The sequence below is a fragment of the Bifidobacterium avesanii genome (genome assembly GCF_009299475.1).
Lineage (GTDB): Bacteria > Actinomycetota > Actinomycetes > Actinomycetales > Bifidobacteriaceae > Bifidobacterium > Bifidobacterium avesanii.
In genome coordinates this window covers 83,192-105,588 of record NZ_WBSN01000003.1, presented here as the reverse complement: position 1 = coordinate 105,588, position 22,397 = coordinate 83,192, and the positions used below count along the sequence as shown (strand labels likewise).

Here is a 22,397-nt window from a genome sequence, read left to right as displayed (position 1 = left end):
TCTCATCCGGACGGGGAGCGGGCGCTCCCGGTCCGGAGATGCGCTCCCTGTCCGGATGGTAGACGGCATCACCGGCATTCCCGGCGTTTTCCGGCGCGGCATCCATGATCGGGGCGCGGCGGAAACATCAAAAAATGGGGCTTCCTCATGCGAGGGAGCCCCATTCGCGTATTCGGTGGAGTACTTGGCGAACTCAGCGACCAGTGCCGCCGTAGACCACGGCCTCCACCTGCGTGGCGTCCAGACCGTAGGCGGTGTGCAGCGCGCGCACGGCGTCGTCGAGCTGCTCGAGCGGCACCAGCGCGGCGATGCGGATCTCGGAGGTGGAGATCATGAGCACGTTGATGCCCTTCTCGCTCAGCGCGTTGAAGAACTTCGCGGCCAAGCCGGAGTGGGTCTTCATGCCCACGCCCACCACGGCCACCTTGCCCACGGAGGTGTCCACGTCGAACTCGCGGTAGTCCAGCTCGTCGTGCGACTGCTGCAACACCTCCTGCGTCTTCTTGCGCGCGGTCTCCGGCACGGTGAAGGAGATGTCCGCGGTGCCGGTGGAGGCGCCGGCCTGCACGATCATGTCCACGTTGATGCCGGCGGTCGCCAGCTCGGTGAACACCTTGGCCGCCATGCCGGGCTCGTTCGGCACGCCGCGCACGGTCACCAGCGCCTCGGTGCGGTCGTGCGCCACGCCGGAGATGACCGGGGCCTCGGGGCCGAGGTCGGGGAACAGGTCGCCCATGGACTTGTTGTCGTTGTCGCTCATTGTGTTTCGCCTTTCAGAAAGTCGGGAGGTCTTCGGTTCGCCGGCCGCGGTGGCCGCGATCCAGTCGAGGTCAGTCGATGTTGGGCAGGGTGCGCGGATCCACGCCTTCGGGCACGATCAGCGTGCCGGGGCGGTGGGAGAACGAGGAGCGCACGTGCAGCGGCATCTTGAAGCGCTGGGCGTATTCGACGCAGCGCAGCGCCAGCACCTTGGAGCCGCAGGACGCCATCTCCAGAATCGAGTCGTAGTCGATGTGCGGGATGCGGCGGGCCGTGGGCACGATGCGCGGGTCGGCGGTGAACACGCCGTCCACGTCGGTGTAGATCTCGCAGATGTCCGCGCCGAGGGCCACCGCGAGGGCCACCGCAGAGGTGTCGGAGCCGCCGCGGCCGAGCGTGGTCGGATCGCCGTCCTCGTTGATGCCCTGGAAGCCGGCCACGATGGCTACGTCGCCCATGGACAGCGCCTGCTTGACGCGGTCGGGGCGGACGGCCTTGATGTGCGCGGCGCCGTAGCGGGCGTCGGTGAGGAAGCCGGCCTGCTGCCCGGTGAAGGAGTGCGCGCGGTCGCCGGCGGCGTGGATGGCCATGGCCAGCAGGCTCATCGAGATGCGCTCGCCCGCGGTCATGAGCATGTCCATTTCGCGCTCGGGCGGGTTGCCGTCGATGCTCAGGGCCTGATCGATGAGGTCGTCGGTGGTGTCGCCCATGGCGGAGACCACCACGGCCACCTTGTTGCCCTTCCTTTTGGTGTCGATGATGCGCTTGGCCACGCGCTTGATCGAATCGGTATCGGCGACCGACGAGCCGCCGTACTTCTGTACGATGAGAGCCACGACTTTCCAATCTTCTCCGGGTATGCTGCCTGCACCCAACTGTATGCGGGCGCCCCGATTATATCGGCCTGGATGCCGCCTGTTGCCTTGGACATTCAGGATGCGGACCGAGGCGACGGGACATAGGCACGGCTCGTCCGCGCGGTCCGCCCGCGCGGCACGTTCGCATCGCCGACATCTGCAATGCCGACGTTCGTATTACCGCCGATCGCATGTCCCGCAGGTTCCGCACGACCGGCGCACACGGCCGGCGCGCCCCATGCGTCCCGTATGCCCGATGGCGTCCCAATACGCATCGACTATGAGCCGACGCCCCCTGCATGTCCCTCATACCCAGCAACTTCTCAGGAAACCCCATCGTCCCTTGCATGTTGATGCGGTTATATGGTTCTTGCCGGCGGAAGCCGACGGGGATCCGCGAGAATCCCCACAATTGAATCCCTTCTCTTCTTCTTTCCTTTCTCCTTTCCGTCGAGAGCCCGGCCCAACCCGCCGGGCTTTTCGATGTTCGGCATCACACCTCCCGGCGTCCGGCGAGGGCGCGCCCCAGCGTGATCTCGTCGGCGTACTCCAAATCGCTGCCCACCGGCAGGCCGCTCGCGAGCCGCGTGACCTTCACGCCCAGCGGCCCCAGTAGCCGGCCCAGATACGTGGAGGTCGCCTCGCCTTCGATGTTCGGGTCGAGCGCGAGGATGATCTCGGTGACGGTCCCGTCCTTGAGCCGCTCGAGCAGCTGCGGGATGCGCAGGTCTGCCGGCCCCACGTTGGCCATGGGGTTGATCGCGCCCCCGAGCACGTGGTACAGGCCGCGGAACTCGCGCGTGCGCTCGATGCTCATCACGTCCCTGGGCTCCTCGACCACGCAGATCACCGTGCGGTCGCGCCGCGGATCCATGCACACTGGGCACGGGCTCGTCTCGCACACGTTGCCGCAGACCTCGCAGAACCGCACCTTCGCCTTGACTTCGCTGATCGCGTCGGCGAGCGCCTGCGCCTCATCGTCGGACGCGCCGAGCAGGTAGAAGGCGATGCGCTGCGCGCCCTTGGGGCCGATGCCCGGCAGCCGCGAGAATGCGTCGATGAGGTTCTGGATCGCGCCGTCATATGCGAGCGCCATGGTCGTCCTTTCCTTGGGGTTCGGCGGTTTCGGCCGCCGCGGTTCCGGCGTTGCGGAGCCGCGCGTCACTCGTCGTCATGGTTTTTGTTCTTCTGCATGTTATTGGGGTTGTGCGGGTCGTCGGCCTCGAAGTCCTCGACCTTCTTGACCTCGAACAGCTTCTTCAGGTCCTCCACATCCATGGCGGCCCCCTGCCCGAGCACCTCGTCGTTCATCGAGTACTCGTCGTCCTCCGGGTCCACGCCCACATGCGGCAGCGGCACGTCGTCCTGCGCGGCGGACGGCCTCGGTTGCGCGACCGGCGGCTGCGGATGGTTCCACGGGTCGTCCGGCACGTAGTCGTCGGGTTCCGGCTCGTACGGCAGCGGGGCGGGCCCCGGTCCGGGCTGCGGGCCGCCCGCCGGGAAAGCGGGGAAAGCCGCGCGGCCGAACTGCTGGGCGGACTGCTGCGCGGACGCGCCGAATCCACCCGCATTGCCGTTGGAGGGCGTACCCGATGGAGCGCCCGCGGACGGAGCCGTCGCCGGAGCGGCGAAACCGTTCGCGCTGGTCGACGGCCCGTTCGTCGTCGCCGGGGAGGCCTGCGCAGCCGACTGCGCGGCGGGCGGCGTGGCCCACGGATCGGTGTCGTCGCTCAGGTCCGGCACCGCCACATGCTTGTGATGCTCCTCCCCGGAAGCGCCCGGAGCCGCGGCGGCGTCCCCGGCCGTCCGCGGCTGCGGTTGCGACGCCCACGGATCCTCCGCCGCATCGTTCACGGCCGGCGACTCCCACGGGTCGCCCGATGCGGGGACGCCCGATCCCTCGGCAACCGGTGTTGTGGCTGCGGATACTCCGGCCACGGACGGCTTCGGACCGGCCGAAGCGCCAGCCCCCGGAGTCCGCTTCGCCCACGGATCGTCATTCATCTCGCCCGGCTGCGCGGATTGCCGAGCCTCGTTCCGCCCGGACGCCCACGGGTCTTCGGATTCCCCACCGGCCTGCGCATGCCGCGGCTTGGAGGACGCCCACGGATCACCGTCGTCCGGTGCGGGGGAAGGCGCCGGCGAAGCGGTCGTCGGGCCATGGCCTGCCCATGGATCGTCGGACGGCTCCGGACCGCCTCGATGCACGTCGTCGGCGTCGGCCGGCGACGCGGCGTCCGGAGCAGCCCCGGTCTTCGGCTCCTTGGCCGCGCCGGACGTCTGTCCGCCGATCGCGGACATGAGACCCGCGGCGGCGAGGCCCGCCTTGGCCATGGCGATCTGCGACTTGATGCGGCTCTGCTCCTCGGGCGGCAGCTTGCCCAGCGGCGGCGCCACCTGCCCGTCGGCCATCTTCTTGGTGGGGGCCAGTTGCACGTGCTCGCCGAACGCCTTGCGCGTCTCCGCGCGCAGGATGTCCACCACCTTGCGCGAACCGTCCACGTCCTCGTCGGCCATGGCGATCGCGAACGCGTACTTGCTCAGCGGCACGTCGAACTTGATCCACAGCCGGCCCGCGCCGGTGCTCGGATTCTGGTCGAGCTTGATGCGCGGCACCTTCTCGCGCGACACGTATGCCGCCACGTCCGCGGGCAGACCGGCCACGAGCGCGTCCCAGCGTTCGTCGGGCGTGCGGTCGTCGCGCACCGGGGCCGAGGTCCGGGCCGGGGTCTGGGACTGGGCCGGCTGTTGGGCGGACTGCGGTGCGGGCTGGGCGTCCGCGGCAACGTTGGCGGAAGCGGGCTGCTGCGCCTGTCCCCAGCCGGCCACGTCCCCGCTGCCCGATTGAACGGACTGCACGGGTTGCGTGGGTTGGGGCTGTCCATGCCGCTCCGGCTGAGATTGCATGGGCCGGTCGGGCTGCGCGGACTGATCGGACTGCACACGCTGCCCGGACTCGGCAGTCTGCCCCGCCTGCCGCCCCGCCTGCGCGCTCGGTTCCGCCTGCCGCGCAGCCTGGGCGCGCGCCGATCCCGCGAATCCCCCGCGCTGCTGCCGCCTTGACGAGCCGGCGAACCCGACGCGCTCCCCCGCCTCGGAGGACGCCACACTCCCCGCCTGCAACTGCGCAGATGAGCCCGCACCGGAACCGGCCCCGACGACGGGCGCCCCGCCTCCGACGCCCACGGCCGGCCCGGCGAGCAGTCGCGCGGCGAGCAGTTCCAGCCGCATGCGCGGCGACGTCGCCCCGGACATCGAGCCCAGCGCGGTGTTGATGGTCTCGGCCATGGCGGTCAGCTGTCCCAGACCGAGCGCCTGCGCCTGCCGCTTGAGCTCGTCCAGATCCTCGGCGGCCGCGTCGTCGCTCAACACGGATTCGGCCTTGGGCCCGCCGAGCGTGAGCACGAGCAGATCGCGCACGCGGGAGAGCAGATCCTCCACGAACCGGCGCGGGTCGAACCCGCCGACCACGACCTTCTGCACCACGCCGTAGAGCGCCTCGCCGTCATGCCCGATCACCGCGTCGATGGCCTCGCCGATGAGCGCGTCCGGCGTGAAGCCCAGCAGCGCCACCGCGCTGTCCTGGCTGATCACGCCGTCCACGGAGCCGACCATGAGCTGGTCCAGCACCGAAAGCGTGTCTCGCACGGACCCGCCGCCGGCGCGCATCGCCAGCCGCAGCACGCCCGGCTCCGGCTTGATGCCCTCCTTGGCGCAGATGTCCTCCAAATAGGGGCCCATGACCTCGGGCGGGACCAGACGGAACGGGTAGTGGTGGGTGCGCGAGCGGATGGTGCCGATCACCTTGTCCGGCTCGGTGGTGGCGAAGATGAACATCACATGGTCCGGCGGCTCCTCGACGGTTTTGAGCAGCGCGTTGAAGCCCTGCGGCGTGACCATGTGGGCCTCGTCGAGGATGAAGATCTTGTAGCGGTCGCGCGCGGGCATGGCGGCCACGCGGTCGCGCAGCTCGCGGGCGTCGTCAACGCCGTTGTGGCTGGCCGCGTCGATCTCCACCACGTCGATCGACCCGGGGCCGCCGGTGGCGAGGTCGCGGCAGCTTTCGCACTCGCCGCACGGGTGCGAGGTGGGGCCCTTCGCGCAGTTGACGCAGCGGGCCAGAATGCGCGCGGAGCTGGTTTTGCCGCAGCCGCGGGGGCCGGAGAACAGATAGGCGTGCGTGAGCTTGTTCTCGTCCAGGGCGCGCATGAGCGGCACGGTGACCTGATCCTGCCCGATCACCCCTTCGAAGGTGTCCGGCCTATACCGGCGATACAGCGCCAACGCCATGTGTCCTCCCGTGGTTCCTACTCGCAAAATGCCATCTCTAACCTACCGTCACCCGGCTATCGGGCGCGTCGCGCGGACGGCTTCACCGCTCCGTGAACGCCCCGGTCGCCGGGTCGCGTCCGTCGCGCCGCAGCATCGCCTCCACGTCGCGGTCCGTGCGCCTCGCCTCCTCGGCCGCCACGGCCGGCGGCACGAGCACGCGCAGCGCCCGGTCGCACGCGGTCACCCTGACCGGCAGGTGGCCCACGTATTCGCCGTCCGCCATGAACACCGGAGGCTCGTCGCCCTCCCCGGCCCGCGTGATCTCGATCTCGCGGATGCGCCGCCAGCCGAACACCCGGCAGCTCAGCAGCCGGTCGCCGTACGCCTTGGACACCGCCTCGGCGCATTCGGGCAGGCTGGGCATGTGGTTGAGCCAGATGAGGTCCAGCTGGCCGTCCGCGAACAGCGAGTACGGGGAGACCTGCAGGCCGCCGCCGATGTGCCGCGAATTGGCCACGGTGAGCAGCGGCGTGACGATGTCCATCTCCTCCACTTCGCCGTCCACGGGCGTGACGCGCACATGGTAGCCGTAGCTGCGCAGGCGGGTGAGCTCCACCAGCACGGCGGACAGGTAGCGCAGGGTGCCGTTGGGCATATGCGAATGGTTGGCGCGGTCGTTGATGCTGGAGTCGAGCCCGCAGGACAGCATGCCGGCGTAGTAGCGGTCGATGGGAGCTTCGCCCGCGGCTCCGTCGATCTCCGCGCCGGTGCTGGGTTCCACGGCCCGGCCACCGGGCAGGGAGACCACATGGCCCATGTCCACGTCGAGGTGCGAGCCGCGCACGATCGCTCCGACGATGCCATCCACGGCCACGTCCACGCGGTCGATGGGTAGCCTGAGCCCACGCGCGAAGTCGTTGCCGGAGCCGATGGCCACGATGCCGAGCGGCTTGCCGCTGTTGCCCACCGCGTTGGCGCCGAGCGCGATCATGCCGTCGCCGCCCACCACGACCAGATAGCCGTAGCGGTCGGTTTCGGCGCGGGCGCGCGCCAGCGAATCGTCGAAGCTCGTACCGGTCAGGTCGATCACGCCGAACCCGTGCCGCGCGCCCGCTGCTTCCAGCAGTGCGATCACCTTCGCGTCGATTTTGGCGCCACGCCCCTTGTCCGACGTGGGGTTGCCGATCACCGCCACGGTTCCGTGCTGCTCTTGACTCATACGGTTCAAGATAACGCAGCGGCCGCGCTATCCGCAAAGTTCCGGACCGGCCCGGGATTCATAGGCGACGGCGGGCATCACGGGCAGGCCGGTGTCCACGGCGGCGACCACCGCGGCGTCGCCATCGCCGACCGTGCAGGAGACCAGCCGCGCCCCATGGGCCCGCACCGCGTCTCCGGCCACCGCGCAGGGATTCGCGCGGCCGTCGTCGTAGGCCCGGGCGACGGCGAGCGCCGCGGATTCCGACGCCGTGCCTGCACGCGACTGGCAGAGCATGAGCCGGCCCACGGCGGCGACGGTGCACAGCAGCACGGCCGCCAGCATGACCAGCGCGGCGCCCGCGACGGTCATGGAACCGCGGTCGGCGGCGGCCGCCCACGTCTTCGATCGTGCGTTCATACCGTTCACACCCCCTGTTTGAATCCGATCGCCTCGCCCTCCACGCGCAGCGGCAGGACGCCCAGCGGCCCCGGCATGAGCGGGCAGGCGACGCGGACCTCCCACCGGTCGGGCAGCTCATGCACCGTCACGTCGGATTCGCCGGCGATCGCGTGCGCGACGGAGCCGTAGTCCTCCACGGACTGCGCGGCGACCGTCGAGCGGGCGATGGCGCGCGCGGCCTCCTGACAGTCGAGCGAGACGGTGATGGCGCGGGTCAGCCCGAGCAGCAGCATGACCATCGCCATCACCGCCGGCAGCACGACCGCGAATTCGGCGGTGGCCGATCCGCGGTCGCAGCGGTTGCGGATCATCAGCCGACGTTGAGCGCGGTCTGGATGATCTTGGTCAGCAGCGACTTGACCGTGCCGGACTTGATCAGCGCGAGCAGCACGCCGGCGAACGCGGTGGCCGCCACGAGCACCACGGCGTACTCGGCGGTGGCGGCGCCCTTCTCGGGTTCCGCGGTGACGGTCTTCAGACGCGCGTCCAGCGTGCACACGGCGCGCTGCACGCCGCCGTACGCGCGCTGCAGCGGCGTCATGGGCTGCAGGGATTCGAGGGTGGTGGTCGGGGTCATGGTGGCAAGGGACATGATCTTTCCTTTCTTGGGTCCCGATTCCGGTCGGTTGATCGGAGTCACCCGCCACTGTGCCTGGTTCGGGGCTTGAACAAAATGGTTTTCGGGCCATGTGCGCGGACGTGCCCCCCGGTTGGGTTTTCGGCGTGTCGCGGGATGGATGGGCGGCGCATGAAACGTGCCGGCAAGCAGCCGGCGGACGACAAGACGGAAGGCAATGGTCCGAACCGGCAAACCGATGGACCGGAGGGACAGGCCGACGGATCAAACGGGACGACGGAACCCACCCATACGAGTCGAAAACGCGCCGGCCGGCTGCATGCGCGCCAGCCGAACAGCCCCGCGCTAGCCGAACAGCCCCGCGCCGAAGGACGCGATGGCGGGGACGACCCCGATGACGATGAACGACGGCAGGAAGCACAGGCCCATGGGCACGAGCATGCGCACGCCCATGCGCGCGGCCGCCTCCTCGATGATCCGGCGTTCGTCGCGGTCCCGCTGCTCCACGGCGGCCTCGATGCGCGGCAGGGGCGAGCTGCCGTGGCGCCATGCGGGTTCCAGCGTGTCCTCGAGCACCGTCATGAGAGCGCCGAACCGCGGGTCGGCGCAGGCCACGGCCCATGCGCTCCGCCATCCGGAACCGCGGTGGAGCACATCGGCCACGTGGATCATCAGCGATCCGCACGGGCCTCCCCACGCCCCGCCCACGGCATCCAGCGCGCGGGGGATCGACGCGCCCTGACGGATGGCCACAGCCAGCATTTCCAATATCAGCGAGACGGACGGTTCGGCGGCATCGTCGCCGCCGGCGTCGCCGGGCGTCCGGTCGTCCCGCCACTGCCACAGACGCACCGCGCAGCCGGCGAGCGCCGCGCTCGCCGCCATCAGCGCACCGCCAAACGCACCGCCGATCATCCGCGGCCTCGCTTCGCCGGCTCCATCGAGCCCAGCAGCCGGCGCATCCAAACCATGCCGGCCGCGTACAGCATCAGTCCGAACGCCAGACACCCCCATCCCACAGGCGAGCCGAGCAGCCACTGCACCGGATGCGCGCCGATGGCCTCGCCCAGCATCACGGTCAGGATCGGCAGTCCGGTGAGCAGCCGGACCGTGGCTTCGGGCCCGGCCTTCGCCTCGCGGCGGCGGTCGTCAGCGAGCCGTTCGCGGCGGTAGGACGCGCCGACCGCCTCCAGACACCGCGAGGCCTCGCAGCCCAATCGTTCGCTCAATGTGCAGGCCGCCCGCAACTGGCCGGCCACCGCGCGCACCCGCTCCTTGCTTTCACGCCCGTCCGCACGGCGGGACAGCGCCTCGACGGCCCTTGCCTCGGTGACGCGCGTGGTGGCGAACCGGCGTCCGGCCTGCTCCTCGAAGGCCCGCGCAACCGTGGCGCCATTGCGAACGGCGGCGCTCATCGCGGCGATCGTCTGCGCGATGCCGATGGCGGGAAGGCGGCGCACACCGTGCTTGGCGAGCGACGCCAGACGACCGGCGGCGCAGTCCCGGGCACTGGGCCACAGCGCGACGGCCAGAAAGGCGAATATTGCGACGAAAGATGCATCGGACGGCGGCATGGCGATCACCTACCTCGTGGGGACGCGGGCGGGCGGCATGGGCACGGCGGACGGCATGGCCGGAGACGCGGCCGGAGACACGGTTCGTGCGGGCGGCTGTGAACCCGACAATCCCCACCGGGCGGCGAAATTCCGCCACTGCGGATGACAGACGGGCGCGTGCGAGCCGTCCCATGAGGCGAGCGGCCGGCCGACCAGCCCGCCGCCGGCGTCCACGCCCAGCGCGCCGATGCACACCAGTCGGCGGCCCGCGCGGGTGCGCTCCAAGTGCAGCAGCACGTCGAACGCGCCCTCCGCGAACAGGGCCAGCGTGCCCGGCTCCAGCCCGGCGAGCAGGCCCAGCGCGGCCAAGCGGGACGGCACGCGGGCCACGCTGTCCGCGTGAAGCGTGGCCATGCCGCCGTGATGGCCGGAGTTGAAGGCGCGCAGCAGGTCGGCGATCTCCTCGCCGCGGCATTCGCCCAGCACCACGCGGTCCGGGCGCATGCGCAGCGTGGCCTTGACGAGCTGCGGCAGGCCGATCGCGCCCGCGCCCTCCACGTTCGCCTCGCGCGTGACGAGCGACACGTGGTTGCGGTGGTTGAAGCCGCCCAGCTCGCGCACCTCCTCGACGGTGATGATGCGCTCGGTCTGCGCGCATTCGGCCAGCAGGGCCTTGAGCAGCGTGGTCTTGCCGGTGCCGGTGCCGCCGGTGATGAGCATGCTGGCCCGCGCGGCCACGAGCCGGCGCAAGGCGGACATCCATGCGGCGGGCATCATGCCCTGCGCGGCGAGACGGCTCAGGTCCGCGCCCACGCGATCGGGGAATCGGATGGAGATGGCGGCGCCCTGCGGCACCAGCGGGGCGATGACCGCGTGCACGCGCATGCCGTCCGCGGTGGAGGCGTCCGCGATGGGGCAGGCGTCGTCCAGCCGGCGGCCCAGTTGCGAGCACAGCTGGACCGCATATTCGCGCATCACCTGCGGGTCGCGCAGCGGCATGGCGATCCGCTGCTCGCGCATGCCGTCGCCGCGGTCCGCCCAGACGGCGCCGTCGCAGGTGACCGCCACGTCGGTGACGCGCGGGTCGTCGGCCAGTTCGGCGAGCGGGCCGAAGTGCAGCCGCCCGCCGTCACTCCGTTCCACGGTCGTTCCCCGTCATGCCGCCGTGTCTGGCGCGCCGGCCTGATCGCCGCGCACCTCCCCGTCCATCGCGTCGCCCGCCGGCCCGGCCGAGCGCCGTTTCCACGTTGCCGGCCAGCGTCCCGTAGACAGCGCGGTACGCGCGCGGCACCGCGCGGATGCCCAGTCCGCCCAGCAGATCGGCGGTCAGGGACGGCTTCGGTTCAAGGGCTCCCGCAAGGGGCGCGCCAAGATACGCAGCGGCCTGATCGGCGTCGACGCCGGCCCTGCGACGCGGCACGCCGCGCGGATAGACCCCCAGCAGCCATGGTTCGGGAGCCCGTTCGTCGCGCAGCCGCGTCAGCCGTCGGCTCAGGGATCGTGCCCGGGCCAGCCCCGGCACCGACAGTTCCACGACGATCAGCGCCGGGGAACGTCCGAGCGACGGGATTTCGCCGATGCAGGCGCCGTCGCCGCCGTCGACCACCACCGCGTCGTGCACCTGCGCAAGGGCCGTGAGGGCGGCCTGCGCCTCCCACCATTGGGCGGGCCCGCCGTTCCACGGGTCGGCGCCGAGCACGCGCACGCCCTCCCATTGCGGCAGCTCCTGAGCCAGCGCCTCGCCCTCGATCCGCCCCAGCGGCGCCTCCACGTCGCCCATGCGCATGCCCTGTTCGCGTTCGAGTCCCAGCAGCACGTCCAGCCCGCCCCGCGCGAGGTCCATGTCCACCAGCGCGCAGGTGAGGCCCCGGCCCGCCAACGTGAGGGCGAGCATGGCGGCGCAGACGCTCAGCCCGGCTCCCCCGCTGGCGCACACGCAGACGATGGCGTTGCGCGCGGCGGCGTCCGCGGCGTCGGGCCCGGTGTCCGGCGACGGCGCGCGGTCCGGCCAGCCATCGGCCGATCGCCGGGGAACCCGCATGGACGGCGGCGCGGATGACGGCTCCGCGGCGTCCGCATAGTAGCGGGGCGGCGGCTTGGGCGTGGGCAGGGGCCTCGGATTCATGGGGCTGGTCGTGATCATAGTCATATGCCGATCGAATACCGGGCGGACCGCGCATGGCAAGCCGGACGGGCCACTGTGCGCGGACGTGGCCCCCGGTCGGCCGTTTTGCGGCGTGTCGGCGTCCACATCCGCGCACCACATGGGCGATGTGCGCGAATGTGGCGGCGGAGACTTTCGCAAGAGCGGCTCGGGGCGAGGCCCGTCCGCCGCGGAACCGGCATTCCTCCCCTCATGCACGGGCACCATGGGCCCGGTATGCACCCCGCAGGACCGACGTGAAACCGACGTTCCGCGCATGCGGCCATTGCGGTCATCGCAGCAGCCGGCGCGGACGGAACGGACGGCACGGCGTCCCCGCGCCGCCAGCGCGCCGCGGAACCGGCTTGAAGCCGCCGTGGACCGGCCATCGCCTTACCGCCCACCTCGCTGTGCGAACGCACAACCCGCCCAAGGCGACACGCCGCCGCGAATGCGCGCCCAACCGCCCAAAAACGCACAATCGCACAACAAATCCGGCGTCAAACGGTTGATTCGCACACCATTGCGCCACCATTCAACCAACAACCGCACAACCGCACGCCGATCGCACACCAACAAGCGGCAGGCGACCCCGACTTGCGTCCCCGCGAGGACGCGAATAATGTACCAAGTACAAGGACAACTTCACAGAGCAGACCCACAAAGGTTATGGTCACGAGGACTGTTCCGTTGAGCGGGTATTGGATAGACTTACCGTTACAACGAGGATGTTGTGCAGAGATTCTGCTCATGAAAAGGGTTCTTGCGAAAAGGGCTCCCCTATCCGGGAGCCCTTTTCATTTTGCCCGCGACTCCCTCAACTCCGCAGCCCCGCACCCTCGCAACCCCGCCCTCGAAGCCGTCCGCAGGCCGCGCCGCCCGGTGCCCTTCACGCAGCGGTAAGTTAATTGCTGTTGAATTCTGCCGGCCGTCTGCCGTGTCACGGCCCCGAACCTCTAAAGTAAGATGCATGGCCCAAATATTCGATGCACCCTCCAAGGCGATCCTGCGATCCCAGATCGCGGAGCACATCGCCGAGACTGACAAAACCGACAAGCGTGAGTCGGACGCCTCCGAGCAGCCGTTGCCCGACAACCGCTTCTTCGACCGCGAGCTGAGCTGGCTGCTGTTCAACAAGCGCGTGCTCGAACTCGCCGAGGACGAGACCCTGCCGACGCTGGAGCGCGCGAACTTCGCCGCGATCTTCGCCTCCAACCTCGATGAGTTCTTCATGGTCCGCGTCGCCGGACTGAAGCGCCGCATCGACACCGGCATCGCCGTGCCGTCCGCCGCCGGCCTGAGCCCGCGCCAGGAGCTGCGCGCCATCAGCGAGCAGGCCCACCGTCTGCAGGACGAGCACGCCAACTACGTCATCAACCACATCCTGCCGGACCTCGCCAAGGAGCGCGTGGTCCTGCTGAGCTGGGACAAGCTCACCGGCCCGGAGCAGGAGCGCCTGTCGCGCTACTACCGCCAGCAGGTCTTCCCGGTCCTCACGCCGCTCGCCGTGGACCCGGCCCACCCGTTCCCGTACATCTCCGGCAACTCGCTCAACCTCGCCGTGATCGTGGAGAACCCCGCCTCCGGCAAATCCCACTTCGCGCGCGTCAAGATCCCGGGCAACCTCAACCGCCTGGTGCCTGTGGACGATCTGACCGACGAGGAGAGCCGCGAGGAGCGCTATGGCTTCATCACCATGGAGAACCTCATCATCGCGCACCTCGAGTCGCTGTTCCCGGGCATGATCATCAAGGAGGCCCGTTCCTTCCGCGTCACCCGCAACGAGGACATCGACGTGGAGGAGGACGACGCCGAGAACCTGCTCAACGCCATGGAGAAGGAGCTGCTGCGCCGCCGCTTCGGACCGCCGATCCGCCTCGAGATCTCCGACAGCACGAGCCCGTTCCTCTCCCAGCTGCTCGCCGACCAGCTCGGCGTCACCGCCGACGAGGTGTACCGCCTGCCCGCGCCGCTGGACTTCACCGTGCTCTTCGAGCTCGGCGGCATCGACCGTCCGGACCTCAAGAACCGCCCGTTCATCCCGACCACGAACCGGCAGATCGCCGAAGTCGAGTCGAGCCGCGCGCAGGACATCTTCGCCGCCATCCGCGAGCGCGACATCCTGCTGCACCACCCCTACGACTCGTTCTCCACGTCCGTGCAGGCGTTCCTCGCGCAGGCCGCGGCCGACCCGAACGTACTCGCCATCAAGCAGACCCTGTACCGCACCAGCTCCAACTCCCCGATCGTGGACGCGCTCATCGACGCCGCCCACGCCGGCAAGCAGGTGCTGGCCCTGGTGGAGATCAAGGCGCGCTTCGACGAGGACGCCAACATCGCGTGGGCCCGCAAGCTCGAGCGCGCCGGCGTGCACGTGGTCTACGGCATCGTGGGCCTCAAGACCCACTGCAAGCTCATCGAGGTGGTCCGTCAGGAGCCCGACGGCCTGCGCCGCTACTGCCACGTGGGCACGGGCAACTACAACCCGAAGACCGCCCGCCTGTACACCGATCTGGGCCTGCTCACCTGCGACCCGGTCGTCGGCCAAGATCTGACCCGCCTGTTCAACCAGCTGTCCGGCTACGCCCCGAAGTCGAGCTTCCACCGTCTGCTGGTCGCCCCGCGTACCATCCGCACGGGCCTCATCGCGCGCATCCGCCGCGAGGAGGAGGCCGCGAAGGCCGGCAAGGAGGCGTGGATCAAGATCAAGGTCAACTCGATCGTTGACGAGAAGACCATCGACGCCCTGTACCGCGCCAGCCAGGCCGGCGTGAAGATCGACATCGTGGAGCGCGGCATCTGCGCGCTGAAGCCCGGCGTTCCGGGCCTTTCGGAGAACATCCGCGTGCGTTCGATCCTCGGCCGCTTCCTGGAGCACGCCCGCATCTACGCGTTCTGCAACTCCAACGGCCCGCAGATCGGCGAGGGTCCGGTCTCCGGCCCGGAGGTGTGGATCGGTTCCGCCGACCTCATGCACCGCAACCTCGACCGCCGTGTGGAGGCGCTGGTGCGCGTGAGCGCCCCGGAGCAGGTGGACGAGCTCATCAAGTACGTGGACCTGCAGATGGCGGACACCACGAGCTCGTGGCACATGCAGCCGGACGGCACCTACGTGCGCCATTCCAAGGACGACGAGGGCCACCCGCTGGTGGACTGCCAGGAGTACCTGATCCGCAAGCACATGCGCGGGCGCCGCAACCACTGACGCGCCCGGCGCCACGTGCGTCCCCGCATCGGTTGCGGAGTACAATCGATGTATCAGCCTGAGGCCGATACCCCGCAAGGGGCATCGGCCTTTCGCGTACTTGCGCGCGGAACGTAAAAACAACGTTGTCCGCCGAAGAAATACGTATCGAAAGGGGATGGAACGATGGCATTGGTCGTGGAGGCGGCCGGCGGCATACTCTACCGTTGGCGCAACGATCAGACCCACGACACGCCTGAGGAGGCGCTGGACGCGATCGAGGTGTGCGTGGTGCACCGCCCTCGCTACGACGACTGGACCTGGCCCAAGGGCAAGCTCAACCCGAACGAGACGTCACGCCACGCCGCCGTGCGCGAGATCGGCGAGGAGACCGGCGTGAACGTGGCGCTGGGCGCCTATCTGGGCGACGTGGAGTACCCGCTGCTGGACGAGGGTCGCAACACCAAGCGCAGCAAGGCCAAGGGCGTGGACACCAAGCACGTGCGCTACTGGATGGCCACCCCGCTGGGCGCCGACTCCAAGCAGCGCCTGCGCACCGCGTTCGGCCCCATCCAGCTCGCGGACCGCGAGGAGATCGACAACGTGGTGTGGCTGTCCGCCGCCCGCGCCCGGCACGTGCTGTCCCACCCGCTCGACCGCGACATCCTCGACCTGTTCGTGGCGCGCGTGAAGTCCGGCGCCACGGCCGCGCGCACGGTGCTGCTGGTGCGACACGCGAAGGCGGAGGCCCGCAAGACGTGGACCGGCACCGACGCCGAGCGTCCGATCACCCCGAGGGGCGCGGCGGCGGCCTACTCGCTGAGCCGCGAGCTCGCCTGCTACGACCCGCAGCGTCTGGTTACCTCGCCGTGGCGGCGCTGCCGGGAGACGCTGAAGATCCTCTCCTGGCAGTCCGGCATGCCGCTGGAGACCGCCGATCCGCTCACCGAGGACGCGTTCGCCGCCGACCCCGACGCCGCGTGGGCGTGCTTCCTGAGCCAGATCACCGGGGCGCTCGAGACCGGACGGAACACGGCGATCTGCATGCACCGGCCGGTGATCGGCGGCATTTTCGGTCATCTGCGTACAATGTGTGCCACGAAGGCACTGGCCAAACGGCTCATCCCCTCGACGCCCTACATGCCCACCGGCACCGCGATCATGTTCAGCGTCGTGGACGGGCCGAACGGGCCGATCATCATCGACATTCAGAAAGTGACGCCGATTGTCTATTAGCTCCTCAGGTTCCGTTCATTCCGCCGGCTCCAGCTTCGCGCCGGGCGGCGTGGACCCGGAGCGGCTCAGCGATCTGGCGCACACCACGGCGGCGTCGCTGCTGGACCGCGTGCACCACACCGAGGACCCGCAGGTGGTGAGCCGCGTGCTCACGCTCGTGGACGTGGAAGGCGTGGACCTGGTGGCGGAGCTGTGGAGCCACGCCGAGCCCGACTCGCTGCCGGGCATCCTGTGGCGCCTGTACATGCTGCGCACGTGGATGACGCGCGACCGCGAGTCGATTTCGCGGCTGTGGCGCGTGGGCGAGCCGGTCGCCACCGCGGCGAGCGCCATCGCGGGCGTGGATCAGGCGCCGACCGAGGACGACATCGCCCGCACCGCCGACTCGATTCTGTCCGGCGCGTTCATGGGCGACTTCGCGGTGGCGCTGGAGCGGGCGGGCGCGTTCTGCGACGTGATGGTCGCGGGGCTCGCCACGGAGGCCAAGCGCCGCAACGCCCGACTGTCGGAGGGTGCCAGCTCCCCCGCTGGCGCCGACTCGAGCACCGTCGCCAGCACCGAGGGACACGTGCAGCGGGCCGCGATCGCGCGCATGCTGCACCACGCCGCCTCGCTGCGCCAGACCGCCGCCGATTTCCGCCACGGGGCCGCGCTGTGGCGCCGCGACAAGCTCGAATAACCCTCGTTCGGTCCCGCCGATTCGATTTCTGACCTAACACGCCGGCAAGGAACGTGATTTTCGCATTGGACGGCATTGCAATCAAGCCGTTTTGCGAGCGTCGTCTCGGCCTGTTACCTGAGAGGTCCGGTCAGAAATCGCATCTGACCCGCCGATTCGTGTCGCGGGCGGCGATCAAGTACAGTAAGAGGGCGCGTCGGGCCGTGCTTAAGCCCCGGGCTCCATTTTTTGCCGCTGCGAGCGGCCTTTGCGCCGACAGGCGCTTTCACGGTTCGGCGCGTTTTCCCAGCCTTCGTGGCTTACTCTAGAAGCATGGAACTTCACGTACTGAACCATCCGCTGGTCGAGCACAAGCTCACCGTGCTGCGCGACAAGAACACCCCGTCCTCCACCTTCCGCGAGCTCGTCTCCGAACTCGTCATGCTGGAGGCCTACGAAGCCACCCGCAACCTGTCCGTGGTGGCCAAGCCGATCGAGACCCCGGTCGCCCCCATGACGGGCAAGAAGCTCGCCGAGCCGCGCCCGATCATCGTGCCCGTGCTGCGCGCCGGCTTGGGCATGCTCGACGGCATGACCCGTCTCATCCCGACCGCCGAAGTCGGCTTCCTCGGCATGAAGCGCGACGAGGAGCACCCCACCCAGCAGGTCACCTACGCCAACCGTCTGCCCGACGACCTCACCGGCCGCCAGTGCTTCCTCATCGACCCGATGCTGGCCACCGGCGGCACGCTCGTGGCCGCCACGCACTATCTGGCCGAGCGCGGCGCGAAGGACGTGACCGCGATCAATATCATCGCTGCCCCCGAAGGCATCAAGTTCGTCGAGGAGCACATCGACCCGTCCATCGACTTCAAGGTCGTGGTGTGCGCGGTCGACGAGCGCCTCAACGAGAAGTGCTACATCGTGCCCGGTCTGGGCGACGCCGGAGACCGCCTGTACGGCGTGATCGACTGAGCTTCCCATCCCGGCTCAATCCGGTTTTCCTCCAATCGGTCCAACCTGCTCCCCCGTCGGCGTAGGTTGGACCGATTGTGCTATTTCAGGCCCTCATACGGGCCGTTTTTTCGATTGATCGGTCCAAGCTGCGCCAATGAGGGCACAGGTTGGACCGATCGGGAGAAATTGTGCGCGAGTACGCGTTGGGCCCGCCCGGCAGGTGAACTGTCGGACGGACCCAACGGCGTTATGCGCGGATTGGCGGAGCGGCCTCAGCGGAGTGAGGAACGCTCACGCAATCAGTGCTGGCTTGCCAGTGCGGATTGACGTGTGTCTTCAAAGCGCGGAGCACGCCGGCGTACGAGGGTACGTCAAGTGCTCCGCAATGCGGAAGACACTCCGTCAATCAGTGCTGGTTGTTGAGACGGTGGTACATCTCGGACAGCTGCAGTTCCTTCTCGAACTGGCGAGCGTCGGTCTTGTCGTCGATGACGGCGAGCTCGACGCCGGCGATGCGGGCGAAGTCCTCCCAAGCCTCACGACCGACGGAGGTGGTCATGCAGGTGTGGTGGGAGCCGCCGGCGGTGATCCAGCACTGGACGGCGGTCTTCAGGGACGGCTGCGGCTTCCAGACGGCGCGGGCGCACGGAAGCTCCTTGAGGGAGCCCTGCGGCTCGACGACGTCCACGACGTCCATGAGCAGACGGAAGCGCTCGCGCTCGTCGGCCATGGAGACGACGACGGCGTCCTTCTTCGGCTTGCCGGAGAAGACCAGGCGGACCGGGTCGGCCTTGCCGCCGATGCCCAGCGGGTGGATCTCCAGCTTCGGCTTGGCGATGGTGCCGATGGCCGGGGAGACCTCGAGCATGTGGGAGCCCATGTCGAGCTCGTCGCCCTCGGTGAAGTTGTAGGAGTAGTCCTCCATCAGGGAGGCGCCACCCTCAAGGCCGTAGCCCATGACGGCGCCGATGCGCACGAGCACGGAGGTCTTCCAGTCGCCCTCGGCGGAGAAGCCCCAGCCGTACTCGGACGGGAAGCGCTGCGGGCCGACGCCCGGCAGCTGCGGCAGGGCGCCGAGGTCCTCGAAGTTGTCGACGCCGGCAGTGCAGCCGTTCTCGCGCATCATGTTGACCATCGCGGCCTCTTCCTTGGCGGCGATGAACAGGGAGTCGTACTTGGCGTCCAGCAGGGCCGGATCCACGTCGTACTTGGCCTTGTAGTCCTCGATGAGGTCCTTGACCTGATCGTCCTTGACCTTGTCGTACGCGGCGACGAGCTCGTTGACGGCCCAGGTGTTGATGGAGGCGCCGAAGACGCGCTCGGCCTCGGTCTTGTCGCCCTCGGTGACGGCGACGTTGCGCATGTTGTCGCCCCAGCGCATGACCTTCATGTTGTTGGAGGCGTCCCAGCCGGCGCAGGCGCGGGCCCAGGTGCCGATCTTGGCGGCGACTTCGGGGTCGGTGTAGTGGCCGACGACGATCTTGCGCGGGATGCCGAGGCGGGAGACGATGTAACCGAACTCACGGTCGCCGTGGGCGGCCTGGTTCAGGTTCATGAAGTCCATGTCGATGGTCTCCCACGGGATCTCCTTGTGGTGCTGGGTGGCCAGCTGCAGCAGCGGCTTGGTCAGCACTTCGAGGCCGCGGATCCACATCTTCGCCGGGGAGAAGGTGTGGCACCAGGCGATGACGCCGATGACGTTCGGGTTGGCGGAGGCCTCGACCATGAACTGCTTGACGCCGTCGGAGGACTTCAGGGTCGGCTTGAGGACGATCTTGGCCGGGATGACACCGGTCTTGTTGAGGTAGTCCACCATTTCGGCGGAGTGCGCGGCGACCTGACGCAGCGCTTCCTCACCGTACAGGTCCTGCGAACCGACGCCGAACCAGATCTCCTTGCCCTCGAAGGGGTTCTCCATTGCCATAATTGGCTCCTTTGACTTCATTGTGTGTGGTATTCAGTTATGAATTATTCGTTGCAAGTGTTGTGCGTCCGACCGGTTTCACCGGGAACCCGGCCGGCCATCGGCGATGCGATGCGTGCGTCCTCTAGGCGCACCGAGGGAAGGCGTACGAAGGTACGCCGACCGAGGAGCAACGACGAGGACGCTCCATCGCATCGGCGATGGCATCAGTGCTGGCCGTAGACGTTCTGGTAACGGTCGTTGAGCTTGTCGATGTCCGCCTGCGGGATCTCGATGATGTCGCCGAGCTGACGGGCGGCCCACATGGTGTGAGCGACTTCCTCGGTCATGGCGGCGGCCTTGACGGCGGCTTCAGCATCCTTGCCGATGGTGAAGGGGCCGTGGTTCTGCATGAGGACGGCGGGGGACTTCGGGTACTTCTTGAGGGTCTCGACGACGCCCTTGCCGATGGCTTCGGAGCCGATGAGGCGGAAGGGGCCGACCGGGACCGGGCCGCCGAACTCGTCGCCCATCATGGTCAGGCCGCAGGGGATGTTCTGGCCGGTGGCCGCCCAAGCGGTGGCGTAGGTGGAGTGGGTGTGCACGACGCCGTAGACGTCCGGCATGTTGCGGTAGATGTAGGCGTGGGAGGCGGTGTCGGAGGACGGGGTCTCGGTGCCGTCGACGACGTTGCCGTCGAGGTCGCACACGACCATGGAGCCCGGGGTGAGGTACTCGTAGCGCACACCGGAGGGCTTGATGACGAAGAGGTCCGCGGTGCGCAGACGCTGGGAGACGTTGCCGGCCGTCCAGACGACCAGGTTCCACTTGATGAGCTGCTCGTGCAGGGTGGCGACGACCTCGCGAACCTGCTTGACCTCGGCCCGGACTTCGGGACCGTAATCAGCCAACGTTGCCATGTTTGGCTACCTTTCTGCGTTGTGTTTGTTGACGCGATGAAAAATTCGTGATGTTGGGGATACGACTACTTGCTCTGCAGGTCGATGTTGCGCACAGCGCTCTTCTCGATCGCAAGGCCGGACTGGAAGCGGGCGAAGAAGTCCTCGAAGCCGGCGACGTCGTTGGGATCGGGCGTCTCGGTGGTGGATTCGGCGCCCTTGAAGACGCGCTCGTCGAGGTAGTCGGCCAGCGGCCACGGGGTGTGCCACAGGTAGTCGGCCAGCACGGCCATGCCCCAGGCGCCGCCCTCGGCGGCGGTGGACATGACCTTGATCGGGGTGTCGAACGCGGCGGCGAGGATCTTCTGCGCGACCTTCGGGGTGGTGAAGATGCCGCCGTGGCCCACGAGGGAGTCGATCTTGACCTCCTCGTCCTTGGTCATGACGTCCATGCCGATCTTGACCGGGCTGAAGGCGCTGAACAGCTGGGCGCGCATGAAGTTCGCGAGGTTCATGTGGGCCTCGGGGCTGCGGGCGAACAGCGGGCGACCCTCCTCGAGGCCGGCCAGGAACTCGCCGGAGCGGAACGGGTAGTTGAGCAGGCCGCCGCAGTTGGAGTCGGCCTGGTCGCTGATGGCGGCGCGGAACAGCGTGCCGTACAGGGCGCCGGTGCTGATCGGCTGGTCGATGGCCTTGGCGAAGTCGCCGAACAGGCCGACCCACGCGTTGAGGTCGGAAGTGAAGTTGTTGGCGTGGCTCATGCCGGCCAGATCGCCGGCCGGGGTGGTGACGAGGTCCACTTCGGGGTGCAGGCGGGCGAGCTTCTTCTCGAGCACGACCATGGCGAAGATGGAGGTGCCGGCGGAGACGTTGCCGGTGCGCACGCGCACGGAGTTGGTGGCGACCATGCCGGTGCCGGCGTCGCCCTCCGGCGGGGCCAGCACGATGCCGGGCTTGAGGTAACCGTCCACGTCGAGGAGCTTGGCGCCCTCCTCGGTCAGCTCGCCGGCCGGGGTGCCCGCGACGAGCGGGGTGGGCAGGAGGTCCTCGATCTTCCACGGCTGGGCCTGGATCTCGGGCAGGTTGTCGAACTTCTCGATGAAGCCGGCCTCGTAGGTCTTGGTGACGGGGTCGATCGGGAACATGCCGGAGGCGTCGCCGATGCCGTCGACCTTCTTGCCGGTGAGCTTCCAGTGGACGTAGCCGGCGAGGGTGGTGATGAAGTTGACCTTGGAGACGTGCTCCTCCTTGTTGAGCACGGCCTGGTACAGGTGGGCGACGGACCAGCGCTCGGGGATGTTGTACTGGAACAGGTCGGAGAGCTTGAGGTGGGCCTCATGCGTGTTGGTGTTCTGCCAGGTGCGGAACGGGACGAGCAGGTTGCCGTCCTTGTCGAACGCGAGGTAGCCGTGCATCATGGCGGAGAAGCCGATGTGGCCGATGCGGGTCAGACGCTCGCCGTAGGCGTTGAACACGTCGTTGGCCATCGCGGCGTAGGCGACCTGCAGGCCGTGCCACACCTCGTCGAGGCTGTAGCTCCACAGGCCGTCCACGAGGTGGCTGGCCCACTGGTAGTCGCCGGAGGCGATGGTGCGGTACTGGTCGTCGATCAGGACCGCCTTGATGCGGGTGGATCCGAATTCGATGCCGAGGGAGGTGCGGCCGCCGCGAATCTTCTCGGCGAACTCCTGCGGCGAGGTGGGCTCTTTGGTTTCAGCCATCTTTGTTCAGCTCCT

At 68.8% G+C, this 22,397-nt stretch carries 18 protein-coding genes and 1 pseudogene; 4 read left to right on the top strand and 15 right to left on the bottom strand.

Annotated features, from left to right (window positions below; all coding sequences use genetic code 11):
* Positions 1-193: 193 nt before the first annotated feature.
* The 12 genes and pseudogenes from DSM100685_RS02805 to DSM100685_RS02750 form a co-directional block, all read right to left on the bottom strand.
* Complete coding sequence (locus tag DSM100685_RS02805) at positions 194-760, bottom strand: ACT domain-containing protein (protein WP_152349837.1); 567 nt, start codon at positions 758-760, stop codon at positions 194-196.
* 70 nt (positions 761-830) lie between these two features.
* Complete coding sequence (locus DSM100685_RS02800) at positions 831-1,595, bottom strand: aspartate kinase (RefSeq protein ID WP_152349836.1); 765 nt, start codon at positions 1,593-1,595, stop codon at positions 831-833.
* 514 nt (positions 1,596-2,109) lie between these two features.
* Positions 2,110-2,712, bottom strand: coding sequence for a recombination mediator RecR (recR, locus tag DSM100685_RS02795; RefSeq protein ID WP_152349835.1), 603 nt, complete (start codon positions 2,710-2,712; stop codon positions 2,110-2,112).
* Between the two features lie 2,089 nt (positions 2,713-4,801).
* Positions 4,802-5,906: pseudogene (gene dnaX / locus DSM100685_RS11180) on the bottom strand (DNA polymerase III subunit gamma/tau); the annotation flags it as partial.
* 82 nt (positions 5,907-5,988) lie between these two features.
* On the bottom strand, positions 5,989-7,107 hold the full coding sequence (locus DSM100685_RS02785; protein ID WP_152349833.1) for a diacylglycerol/lipid kinase family protein: 1,119 nt from the start codon (positions 7,105-7,107) through the stop codon (positions 5,989-5,991).
* Between the two features lie 27 nt (positions 7,108-7,134).
* Positions 7,135-7,506 (bottom strand): Rv3654c family TadE-like protein, encoded by a 372-nt coding sequence (locus DSM100685_RS02780; RefSeq protein WP_152349832.1) that lies wholly within the window; start codon positions 7,504-7,506, stop codon positions 7,135-7,137.
* 5 nt (positions 7,507-7,511) lie between these two features.
* Entirely contained in the window at positions 7,512-7,859 is a 348-nt protein-coding gene (locus DSM100685_RS02775; RefSeq protein ID WP_152349831.1) for a TadE/TadG family type IV pilus assembly protein, read from the bottom strand.
* Complete coding sequence (locus DSM100685_RS02770; RefSeq protein ID WP_239512602.1) at positions 7,859-8,089, bottom strand: DUF4244 domain-containing protein; 231 nt, start codon at positions 8,087-8,089, stop codon at positions 7,859-7,861. Before DSM100685_RS02770 ends, DSM100685_RS02775 begins: the two co-directional genes overlap by 1 nt.
* Before the next feature lie 381 nt (positions 8,090-8,470).
* Positions 8,471-9,010, bottom strand: coding sequence for a type II secretion system F family protein (locus DSM100685_RS02765; protein ID WP_152349829.1), 540 nt, complete (start codon positions 9,008-9,010; stop codon positions 8,471-8,473).
* Positions 9,011-9,036: 26 nt separating this feature from the next.
* Complete coding sequence (locus tag DSM100685_RS02760) at positions 9,037-9,699, bottom strand: type II secretion system F family protein (protein WP_152349828.1); 663 nt, start codon at positions 9,697-9,699, stop codon at positions 9,037-9,039.
* Between the two features lie 9 nt (positions 9,700-9,708).
* Positions 9,709-10,800 carry a TadA family conjugal transfer-associated ATPase gene (locus DSM100685_RS02755; RefSeq protein WP_152349901.1) on the bottom strand — a complete coding sequence of 364 codons (1,092 nt, stop codon included), beginning with the start codon at positions 10,798-10,800 and terminating at the stop codon, positions 9,709-9,711.
* Positions 10,801-10,810: 10 nt separating this feature from the next.
* A complete protein-coding gene (locus DSM100685_RS02750; RefSeq protein WP_152349827.1) occupies positions 10,811-11,830 on the bottom strand; it encodes a CpaE-like family protein in 1,020 nt (339 codons plus the stop codon).
* Between the two features lie 964 nt (positions 11,831-12,794).
* Between DSM100685_RS02750 and DSM100685_RS02745 the strand changes: the two genes are divergently transcribed.
* The 4 genes from DSM100685_RS02745 (at position 12,795) to upp (ending at position 17,877) form a co-directional block, all read left to right on the top strand.
* Positions 12,795-15,029: an RNA degradosome polyphosphate kinase gene (locus DSM100685_RS02745; protein WP_152349826.1), complete on the top strand. Its 2,235-nt coding sequence runs from the start codon at positions 12,795-12,797 to the stop codon at positions 15,027-15,029.
* A 165-nt stretch (positions 15,030-15,194) separates the two neighbouring features.
* The gene (locus tag DSM100685_RS02740; protein ID WP_152349825.1) at positions 15,195-16,244 is read left to right on the top strand and encodes an NUDIX hydrolase; all 1,050 of its coding nucleotides are present in this window, start codon (positions 15,195-15,197) and stop codon (positions 16,242-16,244) included.
* Positions 16,234-16,923 (top strand): hypothetical protein, encoded by a 690-nt coding sequence (locus DSM100685_RS02735; RefSeq protein WP_240811875.1) that lies wholly within the window; start codon positions 16,234-16,236, stop codon positions 16,921-16,923. Before DSM100685_RS02740 ends, DSM100685_RS02735 begins: the two co-directional genes overlap by 11 nt.
* A gap of 312 nt (positions 16,924-17,235) precedes the next feature.
* A complete protein-coding gene (upp, locus tag DSM100685_RS02730) occupies positions 17,236-17,877 on the top strand; it encodes a uracil phosphoribosyltransferase (protein ID WP_152349824.1) in 642 nt (213 codons plus the stop codon).
* A gap of 388 nt (positions 17,878-18,265) precedes the next feature.
* Here the strand turns inward: upp and araA are convergent, their stop codons facing one another.
* From araA to DSM100685_RS02715, 3 genes are all read right to left on the bottom strand, one after another.
* On the bottom strand, positions 18,266-19,783 hold the full coding sequence (gene araA / locus DSM100685_RS02725; protein WP_152349823.1) for an L-arabinose isomerase: 1,518 nt from the start codon (positions 19,781-19,783) through the stop codon (positions 18,266-18,268).
* Between the two features lie 206 nt (positions 19,784-19,989).
* Complete coding sequence (locus DSM100685_RS02720; protein WP_152349822.1) at positions 19,990-20,682, bottom strand: L-ribulose-5-phosphate 4-epimerase; 693 nt, start codon at positions 20,680-20,682, stop codon at positions 19,990-19,992.
* Positions 20,683-20,747: 65 nt separating this feature from the next.
* Entirely contained in the window at positions 20,748-22,382 is a 1,635-nt protein-coding gene (locus tag DSM100685_RS02715; RefSeq protein ID WP_152349821.1) for a xylulokinase, read from the bottom strand.
* Positions 22,383-22,397: the final 15 nt, after the last annotated feature.

Bases quoted from the DNA above. Each gene is read 5' to 3' on its own strand.
- DSM100685_RS02775 (WP_152349831.1), bottom strand. From the start codon at position 7,859: ATGATCCGCAACCGCTGCGACCGCGGATCGGCCACCGCCGAATTCGCG.
- DSM100685_RS02780 (WP_152349832.1), bottom strand. From the start codon at position 7,506: ATGAACGCACGATCGAAGACGTGGGCGGCCGCCGCCGACCGCGGTTCC.
- upp (WP_152349824.1), top strand. From the start codon at position 17,236: ATGGAACTTCACGTACTGAACCATCCGCTGGTCGAGCACAAGCTCACC.
- DSM100685_RS02715 (WP_152349821.1), bottom strand. From the start codon at position 22,382: ATGGCTGAAACCAAAGAGCCCACCTCGCCGCAGGAGTTCGCCGAGAAG.
- DSM100685_RS02720 (WP_152349822.1), bottom strand. From the start codon at position 20,682: ATGGCAACGTTGGCTGATTACGGTCCCGAAGTCCGGGCCGAGGTCAAG.
- DSM100685_RS02765 (WP_152349829.1), bottom strand. From the start codon at position 9,010: ATGGCGGCGAGCGCGGCGCTCGCCGGCTGCGCGGTGCGTCTGTGGCAG.
- araA (WP_152349823.1), bottom strand. From the start codon at position 19,783: ATGGCAATGGAGAACCCCTTCGAGGGCAAGGAGATCTGGTTCGGCGTC.
- DSM100685_RS02745 (WP_152349826.1), top strand. From the start codon at position 12,795: ATGGCCCAAATATTCGATGCACCCTCCAAGGCGATCCTGCGATCCCAG.
- DSM100685_RS02770 (WP_239512602.1), bottom strand. From the start codon at position 8,089: ATGACGCCGCTGCAGCGCGCGTACGGCGGCGTGCAGCGCGCCGTGTGC.
- DSM100685_RS02805 (WP_152349837.1), bottom strand. From the start codon at position 760: ATGAGCGACAACGACAACAAGTCCATGGGCGACCTGTTCCCCGACCTC.
- DSM100685_RS02760 (WP_152349828.1), bottom strand. From the start codon at position 9,699: ATGCCGCCGTCCGATGCATCTTTCGTCGCAATATTCGCCTTTCTGGCC.
- DSM100685_RS02750 (WP_152349827.1), bottom strand. From the start codon at position 11,830: ATGACTATGATCACGACCAGCCCCATGAATCCGAGGCCCCTGCCCACG.
- DSM100685_RS02785 (WP_152349833.1), bottom strand. From the start codon at position 7,107: ATGAGTCAAGAGCAGCACGGAACCGTGGCGGTGATCGGCAACCCCACG.
- recR (WP_152349835.1), bottom strand. From the start codon at position 2,712: ATGGCGCTCGCATATGACGGCGCGATCCAGAACCTCATCGACGCATTC.
- DSM100685_RS02740 (WP_152349825.1), top strand. From the start codon at position 15,195: ATGGCATTGGTCGTGGAGGCGGCCGGCGGCATACTCTACCGTTGGCGC.